Annotated in this window: 18 protein-coding genes; 10 read left to right on the forward strand and 8 right to left on the reverse strand. The window is 45.0% G+C overall.

Annotated elements, in window-relative coordinates; genetic code table 11:
* Positions 1-396: 396 nt before the first annotated feature.
* A complete protein-coding gene (locus tag QUB56_RS13630) occupies positions 397-624 on the forward strand; it encodes a photosystem II protein, Psb35-related (protein WP_332955771.1) in 228 nt (75 codons plus the stop codon).
* Positions 625-968: 344 nt separating this feature from the next.
* On the opposite strand, the gene QUB56_RS13635 is transcribed toward QUB56_RS13630, so the two are convergent.
* Positions 969-3,890 (reverse strand): AAA family ATPase, encoded by a 2,922-nt coding sequence (locus tag QUB56_RS13635; protein ID WP_332955772.1) that lies wholly within the window; start codon positions 3,888-3,890, stop codon positions 969-971.
* Between the two features lie 275 nt (positions 3,891-4,165).
* On the opposite strand from QUB56_RS13635, the gene QUB56_RS13640 reads away from it, so the two are divergent.
* The 3 genes from QUB56_RS13640 (at position 4,166) to QUB56_RS13650 (ending at position 8,607) form a co-directional block, all read left to right on the forward strand.
* Positions 4,166-5,581, forward strand: a complete 1,416-nt coding sequence (locus QUB56_RS13640) for an MBOAT family O-acyltransferase (RefSeq protein WP_332955773.1) — start codon at positions 4,166-4,168, stop codon at positions 5,579-5,581.
* 5 nt (positions 5,582-5,586) lie between these two features.
* Positions 5,587-6,558, forward strand: a complete 972-nt coding sequence (locus QUB56_RS13645) for a DUF459 domain-containing protein (protein WP_332955774.1) — start codon at positions 5,587-5,589, stop codon at positions 6,556-6,558.
* A 273-nt stretch (positions 6,559-6,831) separates the two neighbouring features.
* Positions 6,832-8,607, forward strand: coding sequence for a hypothetical protein (locus tag QUB56_RS13650; RefSeq protein WP_332955775.1), 1,776 nt, complete (start codon positions 6,832-6,834; stop codon positions 8,605-8,607).
* A gap of 113 nt (positions 8,608-8,720) precedes the next feature.
* Here the strand turns inward: QUB56_RS13650 and gloA are convergent, their stop codons facing one another.
* The 4 genes from gloA to QUB56_RS13670 form a co-directional block, all read right to left on the reverse strand.
* Positions 8,721-9,149, reverse strand: coding sequence for a lactoylglutathione lyase (gloA, locus tag QUB56_RS13655; protein WP_332955777.1), 429 nt, complete (start codon positions 9,147-9,149; stop codon positions 8,721-8,723).
* Positions 9,150-9,222: 73 nt separating this feature from the next.
* On the reverse strand, positions 9,223-9,459 hold the full coding sequence (locus QUB56_RS13660) for a hypothetical protein (protein WP_332955779.1): 237 nt from the start codon (positions 9,457-9,459) through the stop codon (positions 9,223-9,225).
* A 152-nt stretch (positions 9,460-9,611) separates the two neighbouring features.
* Complete coding sequence (locus QUB56_RS13665) at positions 9,612-11,867, reverse strand: heavy metal translocating P-type ATPase (RefSeq protein WP_332955781.1); 2,256 nt, start codon at positions 11,865-11,867, stop codon at positions 9,612-9,614.
* A gap of 360 nt (positions 11,868-12,227) precedes the next feature.
* Positions 12,228-12,428, reverse strand: a complete 201-nt coding sequence (locus tag QUB56_RS13670; protein ID WP_332955783.1) for a heavy-metal-associated domain-containing protein — start codon at positions 12,426-12,428, stop codon at positions 12,228-12,230.
* A gap of 477 nt (positions 12,429-12,905) precedes the next feature.
* Between QUB56_RS13670 and QUB56_RS13675 the strand changes: the two genes are divergently transcribed.
* The 6 genes from QUB56_RS13675 (at position 12,906) to QUB56_RS13700 (ending at position 22,641) form a co-directional block, all read left to right on the forward strand.
* Complete coding sequence (locus QUB56_RS13675) at positions 12,906-13,613, forward strand: DUF305 domain-containing protein (RefSeq protein WP_332955785.1); 708 nt, start codon at positions 12,906-12,908, stop codon at positions 13,611-13,613.
* A 551-nt stretch (positions 13,614-14,164) separates the two neighbouring features.
* Positions 14,165-14,362 carry a hypothetical protein gene (locus QUB56_RS13680; protein ID WP_332955787.1) on the forward strand — a complete coding sequence of 66 codons (198 nt, stop codon included), beginning with the start codon at positions 14,165-14,167 and terminating at the stop codon, positions 14,360-14,362.
* Between the two features lie 193 nt (positions 14,363-14,555).
* The gene (locus QUB56_RS13685) at positions 14,556-16,508 is read left to right on the forward strand and encodes an efflux RND transporter periplasmic adaptor subunit (RefSeq protein ID WP_445243341.1); all 1,953 of its coding nucleotides are present in this window, start codon (positions 14,556-14,558) and stop codon (positions 16,506-16,508) included.
* Between the two features lie 582 nt (positions 16,509-17,090).
* Positions 17,091-18,380, forward strand: coding sequence for an ABC transporter substrate-binding protein (locus QUB56_RS13690; protein WP_332955789.1), 1,290 nt, complete (start codon positions 17,091-17,093; stop codon positions 18,378-18,380).
* Between the two features lie 633 nt (positions 18,381-19,013).
* A complete protein-coding gene (locus QUB56_RS13695) occupies positions 19,014-22,127 on the forward strand; it encodes an efflux RND transporter permease subunit (protein WP_332955791.1) in 3,114 nt (1,037 codons plus the stop codon).
* 34 nt (positions 22,128-22,161) lie between these two features.
* Complete coding sequence (locus QUB56_RS13700) at positions 22,162-22,641, forward strand: hypothetical protein (RefSeq protein ID WP_332955792.1); 480 nt, start codon at positions 22,162-22,164, stop codon at positions 22,639-22,641.
* 114 nt (positions 22,642-22,755) lie between these two features.
* Here QUB56_RS13700 and QUB56_RS13705 read toward each other — a convergent pair whose 3' ends face one another.
* The 3 genes from QUB56_RS13705 to QUB56_RS13715 all read right to left on the reverse strand — a co-directional run bounded on the left by QUB56_RS13705 (position 22,756) and on the right by QUB56_RS13715 (position 25,986).
* Positions 22,756-23,700: an FTR1 family protein gene (locus QUB56_RS13705; RefSeq protein WP_332955794.1), complete on the reverse strand. Its 945-nt coding sequence runs from the start codon at positions 23,698-23,700 to the stop codon at positions 22,756-22,758.
* A 79-nt stretch (positions 23,701-23,779) separates the two neighbouring features.
* A complete protein-coding gene (locus QUB56_RS13710) occupies positions 23,780-24,817 on the reverse strand; it encodes a helix-hairpin-helix domain-containing protein (protein WP_332955796.1) in 1,038 nt (345 codons plus the stop codon).
* A gap of 164 nt (positions 24,818-24,981) precedes the next feature.
* Complete coding sequence (locus tag QUB56_RS13715; RefSeq protein WP_332955798.1) at positions 24,982-25,986, reverse strand: multicopper oxidase domain-containing protein; 1,005 nt, start codon at positions 25,984-25,986, stop codon at positions 24,982-24,984.
* Positions 25,987-26,467: the final 481 nt, after the last annotated feature.

Raw genomic sequence — 26,467 nt, forward strand, 5'->3', positions numbered from 1 at the left:
TAACGCAAAACTTATAACTCCTTAACTATAAAACCTCAACAATCTCTTTGGCTATTTCGGATACAGTTCACAATCCGGGTACTGTGCGCGGTGCACACCCGAAAGACCGGTGCGCGGTGTACACCCTACCAAGGCGTGTCAACAATCGCCTGAAACCCCTCTGTATCTCTCGCTGGTAGCCCAGTCTAGATCCCCCTAAATCCACCCTGCTTATTAAGGGGGGCTAGGGGGGATCGAGCTCTTGTTGACACTAAGCGCACCCTACAGACGAAGTATCAGGGGCGGTATTTACTACCTGCCGGACGGTTGCCACGATATAAGACTACCTTGACGTTAATGGCTAGCTATTGTTACATTTGTTTACATAAAGCAACAAAAGTTAAGGAAACAGCAAAAATGACTATTCTAATCGCTCTTTTTATTGTCGGCTGGGTCGCAGCCTCAGTCATTGGCACTCAAGCATATTTCCTGGGCGAACAGTCAAAGCCCATCCACGAGCGGAATTGGAACGATGAGTCTTTTGAACAACTGGCAAAATCAGTGACGGGAACAGAAGTTGATTACCTCGTTCGCGTTCCTGCATACAGCATGGATGTTTATGCGAGCCGCACCATTTCCAAGTAGTAATATTAAGTAAGGCGCTTCACTATTTTCAATAACAGGCTTTCTGCCCTGTTCCACTACAAGATGGATTGTTTGTGGAACAGGATACAGCATTTTTAACCACAGGCTTTCTAACCTGTGCGACTAGAGAATTAATTGTTTGTGGAACTGGATGCACTCTTTTCAATTATATAGCAATTCTTGCAGGAGTCGTAAATTTTTTACCCCACCCCAACCCTCCCCGATGCCTTGGGGAGGGAGTAAGAGATTCACAAATGATTTAGGATTGCTATAGGCTTTCTGGCCTTGACCGCTGGAAAATTTATTGTTTGTGGAACAGGCCGGAAAGCCTGTTCTTAACACGCCTACAAACTGTTACCTGCTAGGGCTGGGCGAAATTCTTTTTTGCGAAATTGCAAAGTGTTATTTTCACAGTCGATCGCAATTGTATCGCCCTCGACAAACACATTTTCCAGAATCTTGTTGGCCAGCGGGTTTTCCAGCTCCCGCTGGATGGCACGTTTTAAGGGACGAGCGCCGTAAACCGGGTCGTAACCAACATCTGTGATATGGTTTTTAGCCGCATCCGACAGTTCCAAAGTGATTTTTTGCTCTGCTAACAAACGCTCGATCCGCTTCACTTGAATGGTGACTATTTGCCGCAATTCGATCTTGCTCAAAGTGTGGAACAAAATTATTTCGTCCACCCGATTGAGAAATTCGGGCCGGAAGTGCGATCGCAGCGACCCCATCACCCGTTTTAACATCTGTTCGTACTCTTGGTCTGTCTCCCGTTCTTGACTCAATAAATTTTCATTTTCACTCTTGTCTGGAGTATCGACTCGCTCTGCCGACACCTCAACAGTACCGTCGGCAGCCACTTTATAATCTGTCTTTTGACTTGACAAATCTTTCGTTTCATGCTTCCGAGCAGCAGGTTTTTTGGGGGTTTTTTCCTTCTTAGTAAACACGTCTAAAATGTGGTCGCTGCCGATATTGCTAGTCATCACAATTACGGTATTTCTAAAGTCAACCACTCGACCTTGAGAATCGGTAATTCTGCCGTCATCCAACACTTGCAGCAAAATGTTAAATACGTCCGGGTGCGCTTTTTCCACTTCGTCAAACAGCACTACCGAATAAGGATGTCTCCGCACTGCTTCGGAGAGTTGTCCCCCTTCATCGTAACCGACATATCCGGGGGGAGCTCCTACCAACCGGGAAACGCTGTGTTTCTCCATGTATTCCGACATATCGATGCGGACGATCGCATCATCGCTGTCAAACAAAAACTCCGCCAATGCCCGCGCTAACTCAGTTTTTCCGACGCCTGTGGGGCCCATAAACAAGAAAGAGCCGATCGGCCTCCCGGGGTCTTTCATGCCCGCCCGAGCACGCCGAATTGCCGCCGCCACGGCTGTTACAGCTTCCTCTTGACCGATGACTTTTTGGTGCAAGTGTTTTTCCAATTGCAGCAACTTTTGGCGTTCGGATTCTAACAACCGGTTAACCGGAATGCCAGTCCATTTGGCGACAATTTCCGCAATATCCCCCTCAGTAACTTTTTCGCGCAGCAGGGAAGAACCTTGAGCTTGCTGTTTCAAAAGTTCCGCTTCTTTCGCTTCGCGATCGCGCACCGCCGTTTCCAACTTGCCGTACTTTAACTGTGCGGCTTTATTCAAATCGTAAGCCCTTTCTGCCTGTTCGATTTGGACTCGCAGTTGGTCTTCTTCTGCTTTCAATTTATTGATTGCATCCAACAACTGCTTTTCGCCCAACCACTGAGAGGACAATTTTTCCTGCTTAGCTTTTAAAATGTCAATCTCAGATGTGATCCGTTCGACGCGGAAGCCGAGCCCAGGGGCTAGAGCACCTTTTCCTTCGCCTTCGATCGACAATTTTTCCATTTCCAACTGCATCACCCGGCGGTCGATTCCTTCCAATTCCACAGGTTTAGAGGTAATCTCCATTTTCAAGTGGGCGGCCGCTTCATCTACGAGGTCGATCGCCTTGTCCGGCAAAAAGCGATCGGAAATATAGCGAAAAGACAGAGTTGCAGCAGCTACCAGGGCCGAATCCGTAATTTTTACCCCGTGGTGGCGTTCGTAACGGTCTTTCAATCCGCGCAAAATCGAAACAGTATCTTCCACGCTGGGTTCGCCGACAAATACTTGTTGAAAGCGGCGTTCCAAGGCAGGATCTTTTTCAATATTCTTGCGGAATTCGTCGAGAGTAGTAGCGCCGATGCAGCGCAATTCCCCTCTGGCCAACATGGGTTTTAACAAATTTCCCGCATCCATTCCCGAACCAGAACTGCCACCGCCGCCAGTGCCGACAACGGTGTGCAATTCATCAATAAACAGGACAATTTGCCCGTCGGAATCGATGACTTCCCGCAGAACAGACCGCAACCGTTCTTCAAATTCGCCCCGGAATTTTGCCCCAGCAATTAAACTGCCCATGTCAAGGCTAAATAGCTGGCGATTTTTCAAAGATTCCGGTACGTCGCCGTTGACAATTCGCTGGGCTAAACCTTCGGCGATCGCAGTTTTTCCAACTCCGGGATCGCCAATTAACACCGGATTGTTTTTTTGGCGGCGGGAAAGAACTTGCACCACGCGGCGGATTTCCTCGTCCCGGCCAATTACTGGGTCGAGTTTGCCGGCTTTGGCGGCTTCTGTCAAATCGCGGCCGTACTTGTTGAGGGCGTCGGAGTTAGCTTCGCCATCTTGATCTTGGGCTTTAGCGTTGCGGAGGCCGGCTTTCCCCGTTTCGGAATTTTTTTCTTGGGCTTTAGTAGCGGCGCGGACAGATTTGATCGCTTCTTCGAGTTTTGGCCGATCGATCGTACCGGCTGGGGGTTTGCGATCGTAACCGGGGCGGCCCGGCGGCCCGTCGCCTTTTGTCAGCAACCTGCGGCCGACTCGTTCGTCTTCTACTAAACCAATTAATAAATGTTCAACGTCGATAAAATTATCTTGCCAAGTCGCTCTAGTGGCCTCGGCAACATCTAACATCACTTCTAAGCCGCGGCCGAGGTATAGTTGGTCAGCGTTGGCAACTCTGGGCTGTCGTTTGGCAAAAGCATCTAACTGCTGCGCCAAGCGGGGGGCATCGACTCCAGCTTTGCTGAGAATGCTGTTGGCCTGGCCTTGCTGTTCGAGAAGGGCGATGGCTAAATGTTCAACCTCTAGCTGCTGATTGGCAAAGCGGCGGGCTACATCCTGGGATTTGACAATGGCTTCCCAGGCTTGATCTGTAAATTTGCTAGGGTCTGTTGGCTGCACGTTGGTTCCTCGCAATCAAGGGGATTCCTGTTGTTATCCGTTAATACATCGTCTCACAACCATCATAATCTTTAAACACGATTATGAATTTATGAGTGCGGTTAACTAGGGCGGAAGTTATGACCTAATTGACCTCTTGCAAAAGCTTACAGTCCGCAATCCACCCCGAAATTTGGTGCGTTCAGACCGACTCTGGCGATTCCCTTGGGGATAGGTTCGCTGCCCGTACTTATAAAAATATTGCCAGAATCAAGATTTTTTAGCGGCTGAGGTTTATGCTATTTCCCACTTACCAATTTTTAATCTTTTTCCTAATTATTTTTAGCGCGATCGTCTCTGTGAAACCCCAAGTCGAGTTGTATAAAATTGTCTTGCTAGTTTCCAGTTTATTATTTTATTCCTTTTGGAGTTTCGACTTTCTCTTGCTGCTCGTTTTAGGTACTGCCTACAATTATATCATTCTCCGGGCGGTCGGCAACGGCAAATATAAAAAACTTGCTTTAATCTCGGGGATAATTTTCAACATTGCCAATCTCGGCATCTTTAAATATTGCAACTTCTTTGTAACTTCTTTATTTGAGGTACTGAACCAGCTACAAATTCCAGCCAGCTTTCAAGTTTTGCAAATAATCGCCCCCGTCGGTGTGTCGTTCTACACTTTTAGAATGATTTCCCATTTAATCGACTGCTACCAGCAAAAAATCCCCTGTCCGAAATTTGTAGATTACGCCGCCTACATTACCTACTTTCCCCAAATAGCCTCCGGGCCAATCTCGCGACCTCTGGAATTTTACTCGCAGCTAAATTCCCAAAAAAAATACGACTATCAAATCGAAGAAGTTATAGTTTTAATTTTATCTGGGCTCTTCAAAAAATATACTTTATCGAGCTTTTTGTTTAACTTCACTCAACTGCCCTTTAAAGTCCCCCAGCAGTACAGCAGCATCGATTTAATCCTCGCCGCAATTTCCTATTCCTGTTTAATTTACGTAGATTTCAGCGGGTATTCGGATTTAGCCAACGGCATCTCCTGTTTGCTGGGTTTCCAACCCATCGCCAACTTTAATATGCCATACCGATCGCTCAGCGTGCAAGAATTTTGGAAAAGGTGGCACATCAGTCTTTCCGAGTGGCTGAGGGATTACGTTTACTTTCCTTTAGGCGGCAACAAATACGGCAAGTTGAGGAAGTACCTAAATCTATTTTTAACAATGGCGATCGGCGGATTTTGGCACGGCGCAGGTCTCAACTTTATTTTCTGGGGAGCAATTCACGGTTTAGGATTAATTGTCAACCATTTATGTAAAGATATCCCCCAAGCTATCCACTTTAAATTAGACTATGCCTTTCCCAGATTTGCTAAATTTTGCAGTTGGCTGTTAACATTTAGTTTTGTTACTTGTAGCTGGGTATTTTTCGGCACTCCCAACTGGGAAACTGCGGTGAAATTTTTTCAAGGAATTGTCCATCCGGCAGTCGCAACTTTTCAATTTAACTTTTGGCAATTGTATTTAGTAATTGCCGTCGTTGGCGCGCTCAACTTGTGGGGCGATCGCATCGCCAAAGTATTGCAAACCGTATTGTCATTAAAAAACATTTTCTTTCGGGTTGTCTTAGTTTCGCTGCTCGTGTATGCTATCTTGATGTTGGGGCCGAGTACCGTCCCGCCTTTTATTTACTTTAATTTTTAAGAAATATGAAAGACCGGGAAATTTTGCTGATTGTTACTTCTGTAATTCTCACTTTGATATTTTCAAACTTATCATTATTTCTGAAAAGCTTTGCTTCAACTCCTTTCGCCAGTCCCGAAATCAAACAAGCAGCGCGCCAGATCGAAATAGACGGTTTCAGGAAATCCGAACAAGATTTTTGGAGCAAAATTAAAGATATTAACTTCGATAGCCTCCCCAAAAAATCCGAAATTCCTCCTGTCAAAACCGAAACAAAAGCAGCCGCACTGCCCCAAAAGCTTGCTAAAAAACCAACCCCAGCTAAACCCAAACTGACCAGACCTTATCGCAAATTTTTATTTATTGGAGATTCCGTAATGTTCGACTTAGGAATTAAACTCCAATACACTCTTAAGCAAAAATATAATATCGCAGATACGAAAATTGACTACAAGGTATCGAGCGGATTAAATCGGATAGATTATTATGACTGGTATGCCAGAACTCGCCAAATTCTTAATGATTACCAGCCGGATGTAGTGATAGTTTTGTTCGGAGCAAATGACACTCAAGATATCACTGATTTTCAAGGAAAATCCCGGGTAATTTTAACCAAAGAATGGCAAAAAGCTTATCAAGAAAGAGTAGAAAGATATGCCTACTTACTTGCTTCGTCATCCGTGAGGAAAGTGTATTGGGTCGGTCAATCGATACCTAACAAATCTTCGTATCTCAAAGCTTTTCCTATCATGAACGATATTTATAAAAATGCCAGCAATTCTTCAGCAAAACTCGAATTTATTTCTACTTGGGACACTTTTGCACAAGCCGGAAAATTTCTTCCTGTAGTTGCTGATAAATCGGGGAAGCGAGGCTATGTAAAAAATAATGATGGCTTGCACTTTACCTCCCACGGAGCTCAAATTATCAGTGATTTAATCATTGACCAAATGGCGAGCGACCAAATCTTAAAAGCTCCGAAAAAAAAATCATTATAGTAGGTTGGGTTTCGTGGCCCAACGTAAAAATTTGATATTTCACCGATCAGTGCAAAATTATATATTTAGTTCGGGATGAAATTTGGTCTTGCTAAGCCCGGTTTAGAGGAAAAATCAGCGCTTTAGTCATGAGAAATTTATTCGTGAAACCACCGGGTTTCTAGCTTCCTATGCGTTCAGGACTAATATTGACAAAAAGCAGCAGGAGATGTAAAGTTACATTGAGGAGTAAACAACGGCGTCAATATCTACTAATTGTCATGGCGACAAATTATGACGAGCAATCAGTGCAAACCCGATCGCACCAGCATCCCTATGCCAATGGAATGCAGTGGCACAGCGCTAATCTTCACTCTCAGTAAATATACTCAAGCTTGGCAAAGAATAAACACAGTTGAAGGAATCCTGCAACAGTGCGGGATCGAGCCTTTTGCTGAAGTTTTGGGCGTACCGAAAAGCGGAATATTAAGGGGAAATATACTGGCATCCGTCAGAAAACCGCATCCGAATTTGCTGTTTCGCGCTTTGGCAATTCAGGCATTTGGGAAGGTGCGAAATGATCTGATATCAAGTGAGAGAGCAGCTAGAGTAAGGGATTTTAGCAAAAATCTGCTGGCGGCGTTAGAAGTGGAAGCGCGAGGGGGATCGACTCCTTTAATTCGGTGGTCTGTGGCTGTTAGTATTAAGTCAATTTGGTTGAATGAAGCAGGGCAAGGGCAAGGCAAGGAAGGTGGTGTAAATCTCACAATCAATGCAGGAGAAATTGAGCGGCAGGTTGTAGAAGAGCAAATTAAAGTCTTAGCAAGCAACAAATTTGCTTTGGGCGACAGCAGCAGAAATGACAGCAGTAAGGAATATGAGAATTGTCTAGATTTTTGGGTGTACGGCCCGAGCTGGCTGCTGCCGGGCCTGCCAATGGATTGCGAGGAATATCTGTTTTGGATCGATCGAGTATTTGCTGCGATCGCATTTACGAACCCGTACAAATTAAATGCCGAAAACGATGCAGCGGTAACAAACTTTTTGGAAGTTGCGGAAAATAATTTTAATGACTGGGAATTCTCCCAAATACTTGCCAAAATTTTTGAGTTTCTGCACCACCCCGAAGACAGAGTTAAAAATCTAGCTACAATTATTTTAGAACCTTACAAAGACCAGCTAGACCGAAAATCTGCGCTGATTATGACAGCGCTCGTATATAAATTTAATGTAAAACATCAGCCCTTAGAATATCTGACCATTCCCGAAATTGAGGAGTGCAAAGCGTCAGTGTATCTCCGTAAAAGGGAACTTGACGAGTTGTATGGTGAGGCTTTGTCGCTGTGCGAGGATGGCGAGGTCGAACTCGCAAGCTTCTTGTCAGCTCAACAAAGGAAATACCAAAATACTCTAGAGGAGAAGATCAACAATCTCAGCAAGTTCGTTAAATCGATCGTAGATTGCCAGAGCTTGTTAGATGCTAATAGGGAACTTTTGTATTTGACTGTAGAGCGGCTGAAAAAATGGGATTACACCCTAGACAATAAACTGGATGCGCACCGCAAACAACTCCAAAACCTGAGCTTTGACAAAAGCACCTCCGAGGAGTGCATAAACCGCGACAAGGAACTCAATTATATCAGAGATTGTTTGCAGTATACTTTGTATGAAGTCACATCAAATATTAACAGCCAAATTAGAGAGTTAGAACTTTCTGCGTCCAAAAATAGCAAGACTGTAACAGATATGTTTAGGTGGACGTGGCTATTGTTCGCCGTGGGGTTTTCAGTAGGGATGTTTTTGTATTTATTGGATTTAGTAATTAACGAAATATTCGGGGTCAGCTACGCCAGCGAATTTATAGTTTATTGGACTATTTTATTTAGTGTGATGGTGGTATTTTTGTTAGTATTAGCTGTATTCTTTTCTGTGGTCGCTGCTTTAGACCAGCGCCGACAATCTAAATTAATTTCTCAGTTTGATAGCTTAAGCAAAATAGGCAGCAGTTTTTCTGTTTTGTGGAAAAAGAGTTATTTACAGCAGTTTGTAGCGTCGGTGCGATCGAATTAAAAGTGTTGAAAACCCCCTCGCATCTCCTGAGTACGGTGCGTCAGATAAAAAGTTTCAATATAACTCAAAAAGTTTGTTTCTGACGCACCCTACCAGGACTAGCAGGACGAACTCTAGGAGGCGGTTACCGCACTTAATTTCTGACTGCTGCTGTTGGGCTTTTGCAGTTGAATTAATTCAACTTTATATCCATCTGGGTCTTGCACAAAAGCGATGACAGTTGAACCGTGCTTCATCGGTCCGGGTTCCCGAATAACTTTACCGCTGCGGGCTTTAATTTCTTCGCAAGTACCGTAAATGTCGTCAACGCCGATCGCAATATGACCGTAAGCATCCCCCAAATTGTACTCTGTGACGCCCCAGTTGTATGTTAATTCCAAAACTGTAGTGTCTGATTCGTCGCCGTAGCCCACAAAGGCCAGAGTAAATTTACCCTCTGGATAGTCCTTTTGCCGCAGCAATCTCATGCCCAGAACCTCGGTGTAAAATTTGAGGGACTCTTCCAGGTTGCCGACTCGGAGCATCGTGTGTAGTAGTTGCATTTAGCTCACTCCAAATTTTTAAGCTTCCTCAATTTTAGCGATATCTTGCTGGAAAAAACCGCCTCGGCCAAGTTTACCTGGTTTTAGCTTGCTTTTTACTGAACAAAAACCACCACAGTTCTAAACCAATTAATGTCAATCCCCCTGCTGTAACGCCAATTTTTAAACTTAACGGCTGTTCGATATGGCGAAATTGAGCGGTGGAATTGGCAGGAGGAATTGATATTTGATTTGCTCGAACTCCCGAGGCAATGGAGAGCATAATTCCTAAACTTCCGAGGCTTCCTAAGATTTGGCGTTGGTTCAACATTTTTTAAATTTATCCTATGACTGTTGACTGTTGACTGTTGACTGTTGACTGTTGACTGTTGACAGATGACTGATGACTGATGACTGATGAGTGTTGACTGTTGAGTGTTGAGTGTTGACTGTTGAGTGTTGACTGTTGACTGTTGACTAAATTTATGCAAGAGATTTTGGTTTAAAATTCCGCAATCGCAAAGCATTACTAACTACAGAGACTGAACTGAAAGCCATTGCTGCACCGGCGATAATTGGATTTAGCAACCAGCCAAAAATGGGGAACAAAATGCCCGCCGCGATCGGTATTCCAGCGATGTTGTAAATAAACGCAAAAAACAGATTTTCGCGGATGTTCCGCATGGTGGCGCGGGAAAGTTTAATTGCTGTAACTATGCCTTGCAAATCTCCTGAAATTAAGGTAATGTCGCTGGCTGCGATCGCCACATCGGTGCCGGTGCCGATCGCAATTCCCACGTCTGAAGCGGCCAAAGCCGGTGCATCGTTAATCCCGTCTCCCACCATCGCGACAATTTTTCCTTCCCCTTGCAGGGCTTGAATTTGAGCTGCTTTTTGGTGGGGTCTAACTTCGGCAAAAACGCGACTAATGCCCACGGATTGGGCGATCGACTCCGCAGTCGCGCGATTATCTCCAGTCAGCATCGCCACCTCCAAACCGAGTTTTTGAAGTGCTTTCACCGCCTGCGCTGACGATGGTTTGAGAGCATCCGCAATGCCCAGAATTGCCTCTATTTTGCCTTCTACAGCCATCCAAACAACCGTTTTGCTCGCAGCTTCCAAAGCTCTGGCGCGCAGTTCCAGATATTCAGTATCGCAGCCTAGTTCCTGCATCCACCTCAGCGTTCCCAGGGCGATCGACTTGGAGGCTACAACCCCTCGAACACCGCTCCCCGCGATCGCCTCAAAATCCTTAACATCCGTCAAATTAACCTCTTGAGATTGAGCATACCTCACAACAGCTTCCCCCAAAGGATGCTCCGAATTGCGCTCGACAGACGCCGCCAATTGCAGCAACTTTAATTCATTGCTGTTCGCCGTTCCCCTCACTGTCAAAAAATCAGTTACCGTCGGCTTGCCTTCTGTGAGAGTTCCCGTTTTATCTAACACAATAATTTGGATTTTGTGAGCTAATTCTAAACTCTCGGCTCCTTTAATTAAAATCCCGTTTTCTGCACCTTTCCCCGTGCCAACCATCACAGCAGTCGGAGTTGCTAAACCCAAAGCGCAGGGACAGGCAATAATCAGCACTTCCACCATTGTCACTGTGGCTAGAGTGAAGTTTCCCGTCGCGTTAAACCAGATAATAAAAGTAGCTAAAGCGATGGCAATTACTGCGGGAACAAACCAACCAGTCACTTGGTCGGCTAACTTTTGAATCGGTGCTTTTGAACCCTGTGCGTCCTGCACCATCTTGACAATTTGAGCTAAAAATGTATCTTTGCCAACTCTTGTCGCCCGAAACTTGAAGCTGCCAGTTTTGTTAATTGTGGCTCCGATAACTTCGTCGCCAAGCTGCTTTTTAACAGGCACACTTTCTCCCGTAACCATTGCTTCGTCTACAGTGGAAGAGCCTTCAATAACATCTCCATCTACCGGGATTTGCTCCCCCGGCCGCACCTGCACGATGTCGCCAATTTCCACTTGGGCGATCGGCACTTCCAACTCTTCCCCGTTGCGAACTATCCGAGCAGTTTTTGCTTGCAAACCCATGAGTTTGCGAATGGCTTCGGAAGTCTCTCCCTTCGCCCGATTTTCTAGGGTTTTCCCCAACAAAATTAAGGCGACAACGCTGGCGGCCACTTCGTAGTAAACGCTAGGAGTCAAACCTTGAGCGGTAAAGAAACCAGGAAAAAATGTCACAACTACAGAATAAAAGTAAGCAGCACTCGTACCCAAAGCAATCAGGGTATCCATTGTTGCTACGCGCCGTTTTAGGGATTTCCAAGCTCCCACATAAAACGATCTCCCGCACCAAAATTGTACGGGTGAGGTGAGCACTAATTGCAGCCAAAAATTGTGCAGCCATGCGGGAATAAATGGCAGATGCAAGCCCGTCATCGTCGGAATAGCGCCCACAAATAGCAGGATGCTTATGATACCTGCCGTCCAGAGTTTCCGCTGCAAGTTTTGAGATGCCGATTTACGATCGGCTTGTTCGGAATCATCTTCTGTCGCCGCCATTTCTTGAAGCGGCAAAGCTTGGTATCCCGCAGCATCAACAGCCGATTGAATTGTTTCTAAGTCGGTTTGCTTGGAGTCGTATTGGATGCTTGCTTGTTCCATCCCAAAATTGACATGACACTCAATTACGCCGGGAACAGATTGAATTGCTTGTTCGATAGAGGAAGCACAAGAAGCACAACTCATGCCCCGCAATTTAAGTGTGAGATTGTCCATAGATGCCCTCCTAAGTTATAAAGTTACCTTCTGTCTTCAAATGACCGAAAGCACCCAGGATACAAGCCCCCGGATTCATTCCGAAATCAGACTCAGGACCGGTGAAATAAAAAACCTGTATCCGATGAAACTTGCCCAGAGAATTTATCCGTGGGGTCAATGCTTCAATTCTTTAATCTAAAATCTAAAATCGATTGACCTCGCCTAAAAACTGATAAGGTGCGACGTACTCCTGTCGTGGAGAATCAAAAATTTTAGACTCTTGTGAAATCTCCCAGATTCAAAGCTGCAAGTAAATCAAAAATCTAAAATTGACTTGATTCAAAGCTGCAAGTAAATCAAAAATCACAAATCAAAAATCTAAAATTGACTTGCTGGATAGCCAGCAGATGCGATCGCTTTCCTAACTTCACTTTCCGACTTAGCGGTTTGAATCGCGACCAATTTTGTCTTGAGATCCGCCTCAACATTAGCGGCTGAGTCAATGGCTTGGACTGCTTTTGTGATTGTATTCGCACAAGCAGAACAAGCCATCTTAGGAACTTTTAGCTGTAAAGTCATAGTTGGAACCTCAGCAGAAACTACTCTGCTCAATAAATGAATTAACTCCATTGTAAAGTCTCCAGTTCACTGGAGAGTCAAGCGATTTTAGATTTTCGATTTTAGATTTTCGATTGAAGCATTGACCCCACGGATAAATACGTTAGGCAAGTTTCATCGGATACAGGTTTTTTATTTCCCCGGTCCTGAGTCTGCTTTCGGAATGAATCCGGGGGCTTGTATCCTGGATGCTTTCGGTCAAGGGGGATTGCGAAATAAATCAGGAATTCTGAAAAAAGTGGTTTGACACGCTACCCATAGGGGTAAGGCGCGCACTGTGCACCCTACATAATTCGGTTGTCAGTCCTGTATCTTAAATGTGAGTGCGATCGACGGCACAGCAACAATTATTTACAATTCCGAGGCAAAAATTTCATCCTAATTTCATTTATATGTGGAAAGCTGAAGATAAATGGCAGTTTTAAGGATATAAAATCGATGAAACCAATTTCACTAAAAACAGGCTTTGCAGCCCTGGTATTTACCGCCGCCGCCGCTTTAACCAGCGGAGTGCTTGCAGCTTGTTCAAAAGCCCCTTCCAGCGAAACTCAAGCGCCAAATGTTACGGCTGCAACCGAAGCAAGCAACAAGCAAGACATGGCACAAGGCGGCGGCATGGGTGGCATGAATCACAATATGTCAATGGATTTAGGCCCGGCTGATGCCGACTACGATTTGCGATTTATTGATGGCATGACAGTACACCATCAAGGTGCTGTAAACATGGCAAAAGAGGTACTCAATAAATCCAAACGTCCGGAAATGAAAAAACTAGCAAATAATATTATTGCTGCTCAGAACCGCGAAATCAATCAAATGAAACAGTGGCGAAAAGCTTGGTATGCCAAAGCCAGCAGTACGCCAATGGCTTATCACGCTCAAATGGGTCACATGATGCCAATGACTCCCGAACAAATGCAAAACATGATGATGACCATGGATTTAGGGGCGGCTGACGACCAATTTGACTTGCGATTTATCAATGCGATGATTCCTCACCACGAAGGAGCTTTAGTGATGGCTGAAGATGCTTTGAAGAAGTCAAAACGGCCGGAAATGAAGAAATTAGCTCAAGAAATTCTGACTTCGCAAAAGAAAGAAATTGAGCAAATGAAACAGTGGCGGCAAGCTTGGTACAAACAGTAATTTAGCTCCCATAAACAAAAGATGACACAAATCCACAATATGAGTTACAGGAATTACAGTAGGTCAATTGTTCAGGAAATACTTGTTTCACAAAGGCAAGAAATTGAAGACATGAAAAAGTAGCGACAACCTTGGTATAAATTGTAACTTAACTCGACTGTGCCTGTCAGCATTTGTCTGACCAAGAATTTCAAAGGTGGTACCCGCCACGTGATAAATCCGTGGAATCAATCCAAAATCTAAAATCGAAAATCCTCAAGCCCCCGCATTTATCCGTGAGGTCAATCTAAAATCGATAATCTAAAATCGATAATCGAAAATCCTCAAGCCCCCGGATTTATCCGTGGAATCAATCCCAAATCTAAAATCGAAAATCCTCAAGAAAGAGCATTTATCCGTGGGGTCAATCTAAAATCTAAAATCTAAAATCTAAAATCGATTGACTCCACCTGAGTTTGATTAGATTAGGTAAAAATACTGAAGACAATTGAGCCGCTCTACGTCTAAAGTAGTAGATAAGTCAGGAGAAAGCTATATAGACGGGGTGGATCATGATATTGAACAGCTTGGAGTTAAACACAACTTATCAATCAAATGCAGCGGCAGAAGAGCTAGTGAGTGCATTGACACAGGAAATTGAAGCGCAACCAGAGATCACAAAACGGGAAAAAAATCTACAGAACAATCGCTTGGCATTAGGCACAACTTATCTTCGTATTTTAGAAGCCGGGGGGCATCTGGGCTGCTGAGGCGAAATTTCATCCTAATTTCATTTGGCAGTGAAATACTAGGTTGAGTAGAGCATTTCTAGCTCTCGGTCATTGCTTAGCGGTCGCTTCTTGGGAAATGCTAATAAGTAGCTCCCGTTAATTGGGTTCACTTACTTATTTTGGCAAAATACCAACCGTTAAACCTGTGGCACTCAACCTGATTTCAAGGACAATGCCAACGATGATATTTCACAAATATGCTCAATCTGCGGCAATTATTAGCAGCTTTTCTGGAACTTTGTTCAGCCTAATTTTGCTAAGTTCTCCCGCCGCTGTTTTTGCCCACGCTGGCCACGGAAATGAATTTCACCACAGCGGCGAAACAATTCAAAATTCTGCTGCTATTTCTGTCGATGCCGAAACAGCAAAACGATTAGGTATTAAAGTCTCCCCTGCCGCCCGCCAGCGACTAGATATCGGCATCAAAACCACAGGACAAATTGAAACTTTGCCCAACCAAAAAGTCGAAGTGACGGCTGCTGTTGCTGGCAAAGTTGTAGAGTTGCTGGTTAAGCCTGGGGACAAAGTATCAAAAGGTCAACTGGTGGCGGTTTTATCGAGTTCAGAATTAGGACAGTTGCGGGTTGAATCTCTCTCGAAACGTGCCGAAGCTGAGGCAGATTTGCAGCAAGCGGAAGGCGATCTCAAACTCGCACGGGAAAATTACGATCGCCAACTTCAAATATCCGCAGCAGAAATCGCCCAAGCCCAAACCCAATTGACAGCGGTAACTAAGCAGTACCAACGAGAACAAGAATTAGTAAACAAGCGTTCAGTTGTCCAAGCCGCTCAAGAAAACTATCAACGTCAAGTTGAAATAGCGCAAGCCGAAATAGCCCGGGCAGAAACAGAATTAACTATTGCTAAAGAACAGTTCGATCGCGACAAACAATTAGCGGCATCAGGAGCGATCGCGCGGCGCACAATGCTGGAATCGCAAGCCCACTTCGCCGAAGCAAAAGCCGCTGCTGCTAAGGCAAAAAGCCGTCCTGAAGTTATCAAAGCCGAAACCGAAATTAAACAAGCCGAAGTAGACCTCCCAATGCGGGAATTGCGGGAATCTCAAGGCAGAGTAGCAGAAGCAAAAGCTCAACTTACCAGAGCTCAGAGCCGCCGGGAAGTCCTAGAAGCCGAGAACCAAGTCAAACGCGGCAAAACTGCCGTCGAAGTCGCTCAGTCGCGCATTCGCTTGGCTGACGCAGCCTATCAAGCGCGGCTGCAACAATTAGGAACTGTTGCCAACGATCGAGGACTCGTTACCGTAGTTGCTCCGATTTCGGGGACGGTAGCCGATCGCTTCATCACCCCAGGAGAGTCAGTAAACGCTGAAAAACCGTTGATGAGTCTGTTAAATGACAGCCGCGTTTTTGCCACAGCCAATATTTACGAAAAAGACCTGAATCAAGTAAAACAGGATCAGGAAGTCAGGGTAAAAGTCGCTAATTTACCCGAGCGCACTTTCACTGGAAAAATCGCCTTAATTGGGTCATCCGTGTCAGGAGAAACGCGGGTGGTGCCGGTGAAAGCAGAACTAGATAATATTAACGGTGAATTAAAGCCTGGACTGTTTGCTGAGTTGGAGATTTTAACCGACAAAACTGCCACAAATATTTTAGCAATTCCGAGTGCGGCAGTAGTGGATGTTAGCGGTAAAAAAACCGTTTACGTCCAAAATGGCAATGCTTATCAAGCTGTTGAAATTGAACTCGGTCAAACGGCCGGAGATTTAGTTGAAGTGAAGAGGGGTTTATTCGAGGGAGATTTGATAGTAACGCAGCGAGCACCTCAACTCTACGCACAATCTTTGCGGGGCGGCAGCAAGCCCTCAAAAGACGAGGAAAAGAAAAAGGCAACTCCAAAGGTAACAGAGGTTAATTTTAATAATTTACCCGTGTCTTTATGGTGGGCGGGAATAGGGGGAGGAGTTGCGATCGCATCTCTGACTTTTGCAGCCGGCGTGTTGTGGGGAAATCGGCGCAAATTGCCAACAATAGCAGCGGATTCTGGAAACAATGCCGGAAACAATAGTTTTTCCGCCTCCGCATCGGCGTTGGACAATGAACTGCTGTTACACAATGACAACCATCACGTTAAAACTCCAGAGGCAGAAGTCAATCGATTTTAGATTTTAGATTTTAGATTTTAGATTGACCCACGGATAAATGCTCTTTCTTGAGGATTTTAGATTTTCGATTTGGGATTGATTCCACGGATAAATCACGTGGCGGGTACCACCTTTGAAATTCTTGGTCAAGAGTTTAAAGTAACAGCACGACACGGAAGTCACGGATACACGGATAGCTGTTTTTATCAATACCCAATGCCCAATCCCCAATCCCCAATTCCCAAATTATTAAATATTCAGCAATATTCTTAGATGAGTAATTAACCGCCGCTGGCTATAGCGGTTCTCCATAAAATGAGGTACACACCGCTCGCAACTGATGCCCTCTGCCCGCGAGAGCGCCTCATGTTACTGAAAAAGGCTATATAGCAATCCTAAATGATTCAGATAAATTTGTAGGGGTAGTGCCTTTCTTTGCCTACCCCCTATCTATCGGGCAACCACGGGGGGATTGCCCCTACAATAATTATGCAAATGATGCGAGGATTGCTATAGTTGTTCTCGCCTTATCCCAGTTGGCGAAAGTTCGGAGTAAGATACAATTACCAATTACCAATTCCCAACTACCAATTACCTAACTAAATGTTCAGCACTATTGTAGTTGCACATACTAACTGGGGAAGTCCTAAGATGTTTAAGAAAAGTATCTTTACTCAAATTCTCACCTCGTTCATCACTTTTGTACTGGTTGTTGCTTGCAGTCAAACCAATCAACCTACCACCACCACCACTAATACTCCGAGCAATACACCAGCAGCAGCTACACCCAATTGGGCCACTGCCCTGCCAATTGGAGCAGCATTCTCGCAAACCAGCAACTATGCTCTTTTAGCTCAGGAATCAGTGGCTGGTGCCAAAATTGCTGAGAAATATTTCAACGACAGGGGAGGTGTTAATGGTACTCCTATTAAACTGGTGTTTCAAGACACTGGAGGGGATGAAGCAGGAGCCATCAACGCGTTCCAAACTCTAATTAATCAAGATCGAGTGGTTGGCATTGTTGGACCATCGGCTTCTCAGCAGGCATTTAGTGCCAATCCAATCGCAGAACGAGCAAAAGTCCCAGTCATTGGCGCATCGAATACTGCCAAAGGGATTCCTGAGATTGGTGAGTATATTGCGCGTGTCTCTGCACCTATTTCGCTTGTAGCTCCCAATGCAGTAAAGGCAGCGCTTAAGCTTAATCCTAAGATTAAAAAAGTCGCTGTTTTTTATGCTCAAAATGACGCTTTCACGACATCGGAGACAGCAATTTTCCAGCAAGCGATTAAAAACCAAGGGCTGGATATCGTCACCGTCCAAAAGTTCCAAACTACTGACACGGACTTCCAAGCTCAAATTGGTAATGCACTCGCTCTCCAACCCGACTTAGTTGTGATTTCAGGATTGGCAGCCGATGGAGGTAACTCGATCCGGCAACTGCGGGAACTGGGTTATAAAGGTACGATCGTTGGCGGCAATGGTTTGAACACGTCTAATATCTTCTCGGTGTGTCAAGCACTCTGCGATGGTATTATCATTGCTCAAGCCTATAGTCCCGAAGCCCCCGGCGCAATCAATGCTGCCTTCCGCGATGCTTATGTAAAGCAAAACAAGAAGGAACCACCGCAGTTTAGTGCTCAAGCCTTCACTGCCGTACAAGTATTCGTGGAAGCCTTGAAAGCTTTGGATACTAAAACCAAACTCAGCGCGTTGTCATTGGCAGAGTTACGCACAAAGCTGAATCAGCAAATCCTAGCTGGAAAGTACAATACTCCTCTCGGTGAAATTGCCTTTACCCCTGAAGGTGAAGTTGTACAGAGCCAGTTTTATATTGCTCAAATCAAGATGGATGTAGATGGAAATAATGGCAAGTTCATCTTTTTGAAGTAAGTGAAAAGAGTGCATCCCTATTTTGCAAAATAGTTGATTAATTTACCTGCACCCAGAAACGCTCTACGATCGTTCTTCATCGAAAATATACGGCCTAGGTTTTTTGCGCCCTTTGAATTGAGCGCGCACGCTCACCCGTTGCGATTTCTTTGGTGGAACGGGATTGTAGTCTATTATGTTTTTTGGTTCTTGCATTAATTGGTAAGTGCGAGTATTATTTTGGTGCTTGTATAATAATTATTGTAAGCGGCGTTGTTAAAAATAGCAATGCAGTTATACCATTTTAGATTTTAGAGTTAATATTTTAGATAGGACAGTTAAAACATTTCATCCTAATTTCATTTTTGTCTGTCAATCTAAACTGAAGAGCTATTTAACAATCTTCAGCCGAGGCATCCAGTTAAAATCACCAATTACCCACGACACGACACGGCAAACATGGATACACGAATAGGTTTTTCGGGAGTTCTGTAGGGGCGGTGCCCCCGTGCCCGCCCAAAAGTTTTGAGTTTTGAATTAAGAACTGTCTTTAACTCAAAACATACTTGCCCCACTCCGCTATTCAAAACTCAACACTCCTTACCGATTACCAATTATCAATTACCAATTACCAATTACTAATTACCAAATTAAATGTTCAGCACTATTCTTAGATGGGTAATTAACCGCCGCTGGCTAGTCGTTATCGCTACCATTATTATTAGTCTTTGGACATTGTATATCATCCCGCAAATGTCCCTTGATGTCTTCCCTCCTTTTGCACCCCCGCAAGTCGAAATTCAGACGGAAGCACCGGGTCTGGCACCGGAAGAAATCGAGTCTTTGGTAACACTGCCGATCGAAAGTGCAATTAACGGAACTCCTGGGGTGACAGCAGTGCGATCGTCTTCCGCTGTGGGCCTTTCTTCGGTTAAGGTAATCTTTGATTGGGGAACTGAAATTTATCAAGCGCGCCAGTTGATAACAGAACGGTTGCAGCAAGCGCAAAGCAAACTCCCCGCCGGAGTAGAAACACCGCAAATTTCTCCGACAACTTCTCCAGTCGGCACTGTTATTACTTATGCTTTTACCTCGGAAACTACTCCTTTGATGGAAGTGCGCCGTCTGGTTGATTGGCAAGTCACAAATCGCCTTCTAGCTGTGACGGGCGTTGCTCAAGTGGTGGCTTACGGCGGCGAAGAAAGGCAGTATCAAGTATTAGTAGAACCTGCTAAGTTGAAAGCTTTTAATGTGTCGTTGCAGCAAGTTGCCGAAGCGGCGGCGGCTGCGAATGTTAACGCGCCGGGGGGGTATTTAATTACGCCGGATCGAGAAACTTTAATCCGGGGGGTGGGGCGGATTGAGTCTCTGGAAGATTTGCAGCAATCGGCGATCGCCTCTCGCCACGGAACACCCGTCAGAATTGCTGATGTGGCTGATGTCAAGATTGGTGCTGCGATCAAGCGGGGCGATGGCAGTTTTAACGGCAAAAAAGCTGTGATTGTGATGGTAAACAGACAGCCCGTTGCTGATACTCCGACGGTAACTAAAGCGGTTGAGGCAGCAATGGCTGAGGTGCAGCAAGCTCTGCCAAAAGATATTAAAGTTACTGTGACTTTTCGACAGGAAGAATATATTAATTCCTCGGTGGAGAATGTGCGATCGGCTTTAGTTGAAGGCAGTATTATCGTCACTCTGATTCTCATCCCGTTTTTGATGAATTGGCGCACTCTGACGGTTGTTTTGCTGGATTTCTTTCTGACTTGGCTGTTCGGGCTGCTGGCGATGTATTGGCTGGGGCTGGGGCTGAATACGATGACTTTGGGGGGTTTGTCGGTGGCGATCGGCACTGCGATCGACGATGCGATCGTCTATGCGGAAAATACCTACCGCAATTTGAGAGAAAATACGTCTTCTCTTCATCCGCGCCCGGTGATGGATGTGATTTTTGAGGGCAGTCAAGAGGTGCGCGATTCTTTAATTGGGGCGACTGTTATTGGTATTGTGGTGTTTTCGCCAATTTTTACTTTGCCCGGTGTAGAAGGTAGGATTTTTACGCCTATGGGGATTACTTATTTGGTAGTTGTTGTAATTTCTAGTCTGGAATCGCTGTTAATATCTCCGGCCCTTTGCGCTATTTTGTTGCCTAACAAACGCATGAGCGCTGCGGAACCTTGGCTGCCGAGATTTTGCAAAAATATATATCATTTTTTGATAAATTTGTCAATGCGCTACTCGGGGATTATTTTAGCTTTAGCTGCTGCTAGCATGGTGGCTGCATTAATTATTTTGCCTTCCTTTGGACGGGTGTTTTTGCCGGAGTTTCAGGAGCAAACTTTGGTGAATACTATTCAGCTTTATCCGGGGGTTTCTTTGGAGACAACGGATAGCGCGGCTTTTGCTATTGAAGATGCACTTAAGGATGATACCAGGTTTGAATACGTGCAAGTGCGATCGGGCAGAGCTCCGGGAGATGCTGATGCTGCAGGAGTCAATTTAGCTCACATCGATATCGGTTTGAGCGAGGCTGGGATGAAAAACAGGCCGAAAACTTTGGAGTCGCTGCGGCAGGAATTTGCTAGATTGCCGGGAGTTGCACCAAATATCGGCGGTTTTATTTCTCACCGAATGGATGAGGTTTTATCTGGTGTCAGAAGTCAGATTGCTGTTAAAATCTTTGGCCCGGATCTGGATCGACTTCGCAGCATCGGTGCCCAAGTTGAAGAGCAAATGAAAACAGTTGACGGAATTGTGGATTTGCAACTCGAACCGCAGGTGCCAGTGGCACAAATTCAAATTAAGTTTAACCGTCAAGCTGCGGGTAGATACGGTTTGAAAATCGGAGAGCTTTCTGAAATAATTGAGACGGCTTTAAACGGGAAAGTTGTTTCTCAAGTTTTGGAGGCGCAGCAAACTTTTGACTTAGTTGTTTGGTTGCAGCCTGAAACCAGAAACAATCTAGAAACTATTCAGAATTTGTTGGTTGATACTCCAAGTGGCAACAAAATCCCCCTCGCCCAAGTTGCGACTGTTAAATACGGTACGGGGCCCAATACGATTAACCGCGAGAATGTTTCCCGGTTGATTGTGGCAGCGGCTAATGCTAAAGGTAGGGATTTGCGATCGGTTGTGAATGAAATTCAAGCTAAAGTCAAACGAGAGGTGCAGTTGCCTTTTGGCTATTTTATCCAGTACGGCGGTCAATTTGAAGCCGAGCAAAGAGCTTCGCAAAATATTATGATATTTAGCGCGATCGCCTTTTTGGTAATTACAGTATTGATGTACTTGTCCGTCAAGTCTATCGCTTCAACTGCTATGATTATGATTAATTTGCCGCTCGGATTAGTGGGAGGAGTAATTGCGGTAGCTTTGACTGGTGGCATCATCTCTGTAGCTTCTTTAGTTGGCTTTGTCACTTTATTTGGCGTTGCCACCCGCAACGGCTTGTTATTAGTAGACAACTACAACACTAAATTTGCCGAGGGAATGCCTTTTAAGGAAGCAATTATTAAAGGCTCCATGGAACGGCTCAACGCCATTCTGATGACCGCTTTAACATCAGCTTTGGGTTTAGCACCTTTAGTCTTTGAAGGTGGGGCGGGCAAGGAAATCCTGCAACCTTTGTCAGTAGTAGTTTTAGGCGGATTATTTACTTCTACTGCCTTGACTCTGTTAGTTTTGCCAGCTTTGTATGCTCAATTTGGTAAGTTTTTACGACCTCACCAACCTCAAGCCGCTGTTGAAGACGCCAAGGTAGTTAATGTGTGATATTTTTTAATTATTGTCAGCAAGGAGTCAAACAATGAAATCGCTCAAGTCAAATTTAATTATTTTAGGCAGCGTCGGATTGTTATTTTTGGGAGCCTGTAATAAAGGCGACCAAGCAAGCGATACAAATAGCAGTCCAGCATCCCCTCCTGTCGCCTCTGCTCCTGCGTCTTCGGCTCCCGCCGCTGCTCCAGGAAAAGCAACTAAAGGGGGGCAAGTTGTGGAGTCTGGAGCTTACCATTTAGAGTTTGTAACTGAAAAAGAAGCTACCGGAACTCATTTAGATCTTTATTTGCAAAAAGGGGAGAAAAAGGAACCAGTTCCTAACGCCAAAGTGACGGCTCAAGTGCAGTTGCCGAATGGAAAGCAGCAAACCCTAGCTCTCAAGTATGATGCTGAGGGCAAACATTACGCTGTGGTGTTTCCCGGCAAAGATGCAGGAAGTTATCCCGTGAAAGTTACTGCGAATATTAACGGAGAAAAAGTTGACGGTCGTTTTACCTTCAGTCAATAGATAGCTGATTTCCTAATGCGCTCTCTCTTATGGGCGCATTAGTTATTAGCAACAAACAACTGCCTCCTGCATTTCCACTAAAAAGCCGATCGTATCTCGATCGCACTTAATTTCCTATTTCGTTACCTGAGTTTTTTTGAACGGGAAAAACACTCGACCTGCCAAACTTTGAAAGTAAATGCCGCCGACGGTAATTAAAAAGACGAAATAAGCCATCGCCTGCACGACATAGAGCTTATCGGTGTAGCCAAACAGCGCGCTCAACAACAAACCGGGAAACTTTTCTTCGGGAAGCAGTTTCGAGGTATTCCACACCATCGGCCCGAGAATGCAAGAGTGCACTTTGGCAAATCTTTCGTAATAGAAACACAGTGCGGCTGACTCGCGATTTGTTTGCGATAAAATATTCATCGCGCTGTCAAAAAGTCCCAAGGTAGATACCACTAAGCCTGCTACAATGAAGAGCAATAAAATGCCCATATATTTGAAAAACAGGCGGATATTAATTTTGACTCCCCATTTAAACAGGAGGACACCAAGTCCGGCTGCTGAAAGTATTCCTCCCAAAGCGCCGAGGGCTGGAATAATGCCTTGTTGAAACTTGGCGACGACAAACAAAACAGTTTCAAACCCTTCGCGCAAAATGGCAATAAAAACTAAACTAAATACGCCCCAACCGGCATGAGAGTTTTGCGTTAAAGCAGCACTTACAGCGCCTTCAACTTCGGCTTTCATAAATCGCGCTTGCTTGGTCATCCAAATCAGCATCCAGCTCAGCATTGCTATTGCTATAACCCCAAAGATTGCTTCTAGCAGCAATTCCATAATCGGTGCAAAAGGCTGATTCGATGCGGACAAAATTTGAATCGTCCAGCCGAACAGTACACCTATCAAAGCGCTGGCAATAAGTCCAACTCCAACACCCCCAAAAACCCAAGGACTTAAATAAGTTTGTCCCGACTTTTTGAGGCAAGCGAGAACGATTCCGACAACTAAGGCGGCTTCGACTCCTTCGCGGAGAGTAATTACAAATGTGGGCAATGCTTCGCTAAAATTCATCTTTTTAATTGAGGTAATATCGGGAGGTAATTGGTAATTTTTTTTTACCAATTACCCTTGGCGGTTTCAGTTAACTTTTTTAAGATGCGGGTTTGAGAACTTTTTGGCTGTCGTTCTCGATCGATTTAACTAGCTTGGTGACTTCTTCGGTGGTTTTTACGGGGGCTGCAGGCGCGATCGCAGTTGGCCAATTTGCCTTAAGTTCAGTCATGCTGGCAACAATTGCTTTGTCGGTTTCGGGGCTAGTTTTAGCCACTTGTTCGGCGATATCTTTGTACAGCGTTTCCGCGTACATGACAAAACCCCGCGAATCTTGGTATTCAATAATTGCGGAAATTTTGCCGTTAGCAACTGCTGCTCCGTATTCGGAATTAGCTGTATCCAGCAAGCCGTTAATCACTTGCAGCACGAATTTCGGATCTTTGCGCTGCGCTTCGGGAAGGGCGGCAATTGCTCCGTCAACTGCTTGCATTGAGGTGTCAAATTCCGCATTCACTTGAGCCGGATCTTTTGCACCCGCTTTAACTAAATCCTGCAATTTAATTAAAGTCGTCTTAAATTCGGGAATTTTACGCTCGTTTAGCTGATCTTCCACATCGGCATAAATTTCTTCGACTGGATGCCCGATGTGAGGTTCTGCCTGGTCGGGTTTGCCTTGCTCCAAGAGTTCTTTTGCTACTATAAGATGCCCTTTCATCAATCCCATTTTAGTCATGAAGTCTACATCTTTGGCTTCACCTGTGAGGACGATATCTTCAATAGTCACCATGTCTTTAATTTCGTCGAATTGGGGTTGAGTAATGACATTTTTAGAAACCAATTCTTCGACTTTCCCGTAAGGACGACTGGCTTGAATCTTGTTAGAAAGTGCCGGTACTCCTAACTTGGCTTCGAGTTTATCTAACTCGGAAAGCAGCGCTGTATTAATGTTAATCCCGCCCTTGCCGCCGTGATTCCCGCTGTGACCGCTTGTGGCTGCGGGAATCGCGGCCGGTGAGGCGGCCGGTGAGGCTGTGCTGCCGGTGTTGCTGGTTGTGGGGGGGGAAACGCAACCGGCCAGAGCAACGATAAGGGCTGTAGCAGTGGCGGTCGGTAATAAGCGAAAGGATGGTAACATGGCTGTTGATTATTTTTACGTTAGGTGCAGTTGGATTCGCAAGTTATTAAGAAGATTTCTCAATTATTTGCGAGCTACTAATTCTACCTATTTGCGAGAAAATTTGGTAGATAATTTAAGACTTTCTTAACTGGAATCGCTGTAATCGGGGGGCGCGATTTGGGTTAAGCGATGACTTCAAATAAACCCATGCAGCCTGCTTCGGCGATCGCATCTTGATGGGGATGAAACATAAATTTTCCAGCGTAGCCGTAGGTAAATTCTAAAATATGCCGTTCAGCTACTCCCATTGTGATTACATCGGTTCTTTCACTGGGAGTTAAAGTCATTCCCGTGCGGTACACATCAAAAAAGTTGGCGTGCAGGTGAAAAGTTACTGCCGCTTCGTACTCAATCATGTTGAGAACGTACAGCCGGATTAGCTGATTTCGGTAAATAGGGATCGGGTTGTTCATGTAATAATTGGGCAACCCGTTAAAAGCGTAAAGTTCGTTTTTTTCGTCGTCGTTTACGTCGTATCCTCCCATGATTAATAACATTTCATCGGCGGGAGGGCGGGGTTTTGGCGGATCGATGATGAACATCCCATAGAGTCCTTTACCTATATGGCGAGTTACAGGAGCAATATGGCAGTGATATAGATGCACTCCGTAGGGAGCTGCATCGAATTCATAAATAAATACCGAACCGTTTTTCACTGGTTTAACGCCATCCATTTCGCTGGTATGAACGCCGTGAAAGTGCAGCGAATGAGAATGTCCGGCTTTGTTATAAAAAAGAACGCGGATACGATCGCCCTCAGTTGCCCTCAATGTTGGCCCCGGCACGCGATTGTTCACGTTCCAGGTGTTGAAAGTGACGGCGCTGTTAAGTTGCACGATCGAAGTATTAGCTTCTATGCGAAATTCGCGTACCGTGCGCCCGTTTTCGCGCGTCACCGTGCCGTAATCAAAATCCCGCGCAATTTGCAGCGGGTTGATATTGCTGACGGTGACTGCATCTGCGGGCATTGGCGGTACTCTCGCCACAGCCGATCGTTTTTTGGTCAAATTTTGCAATGCGATCGCGCTGCCCGCTACCCCTGCACCAGCTATTCCTAGCTGTAGCAGTTGGCGGCGACTCCAGCGCCCCGGCTTTTTCATGCCGGGACGATCGGATAACTCTGCCATACTTCTTGAAAATTATTCTCAAAAATTTGATTGCATTTGAGTATAAGACATTTCCAACTTGTTGTCAATAATTGTCAACTATCATCTTTTTCTGCGAAGCCAATCGATTTGAGATTTGAGATTTGAGTTTTGAGATTTATTCCCGTCAGTCAGCCTGCGGGTTGTAATGAATCCGGAGGCTATCGATTTTAGATTTTAGATTTGAGATTTTAGATTTTAGATTTATTCCCGTCAGTCAGCCTGCGGGTTGGAATGAATCCGGGGGCTATCGATTTTAGATTTTAGATTTTAGGTTTTAGATTTATTCCCGTCAGTCAGCCTGCGGGTTGGAATGAACCCGGGGGCTATCGATTTTAGATTTTAGATTTTAGATTTGAGTTTTGAGATTTATTGCCGTCAGTCACCCTGCGGGTTGGAATGAATCCGGGGGCTATCGATTTTAGATTTTAGATTTTAGGTTTTAGATTTATTCCCGTCAGTC

It is taken from the genome of Microcoleus sp. AR_TQ3_B6, assembly GCF_036702785.1.
Classification (GTDB): Bacteria; Cyanobacteriota; Cyanobacteriia; order Cyanobacteriales; family Microcoleaceae; genus Microcoleus.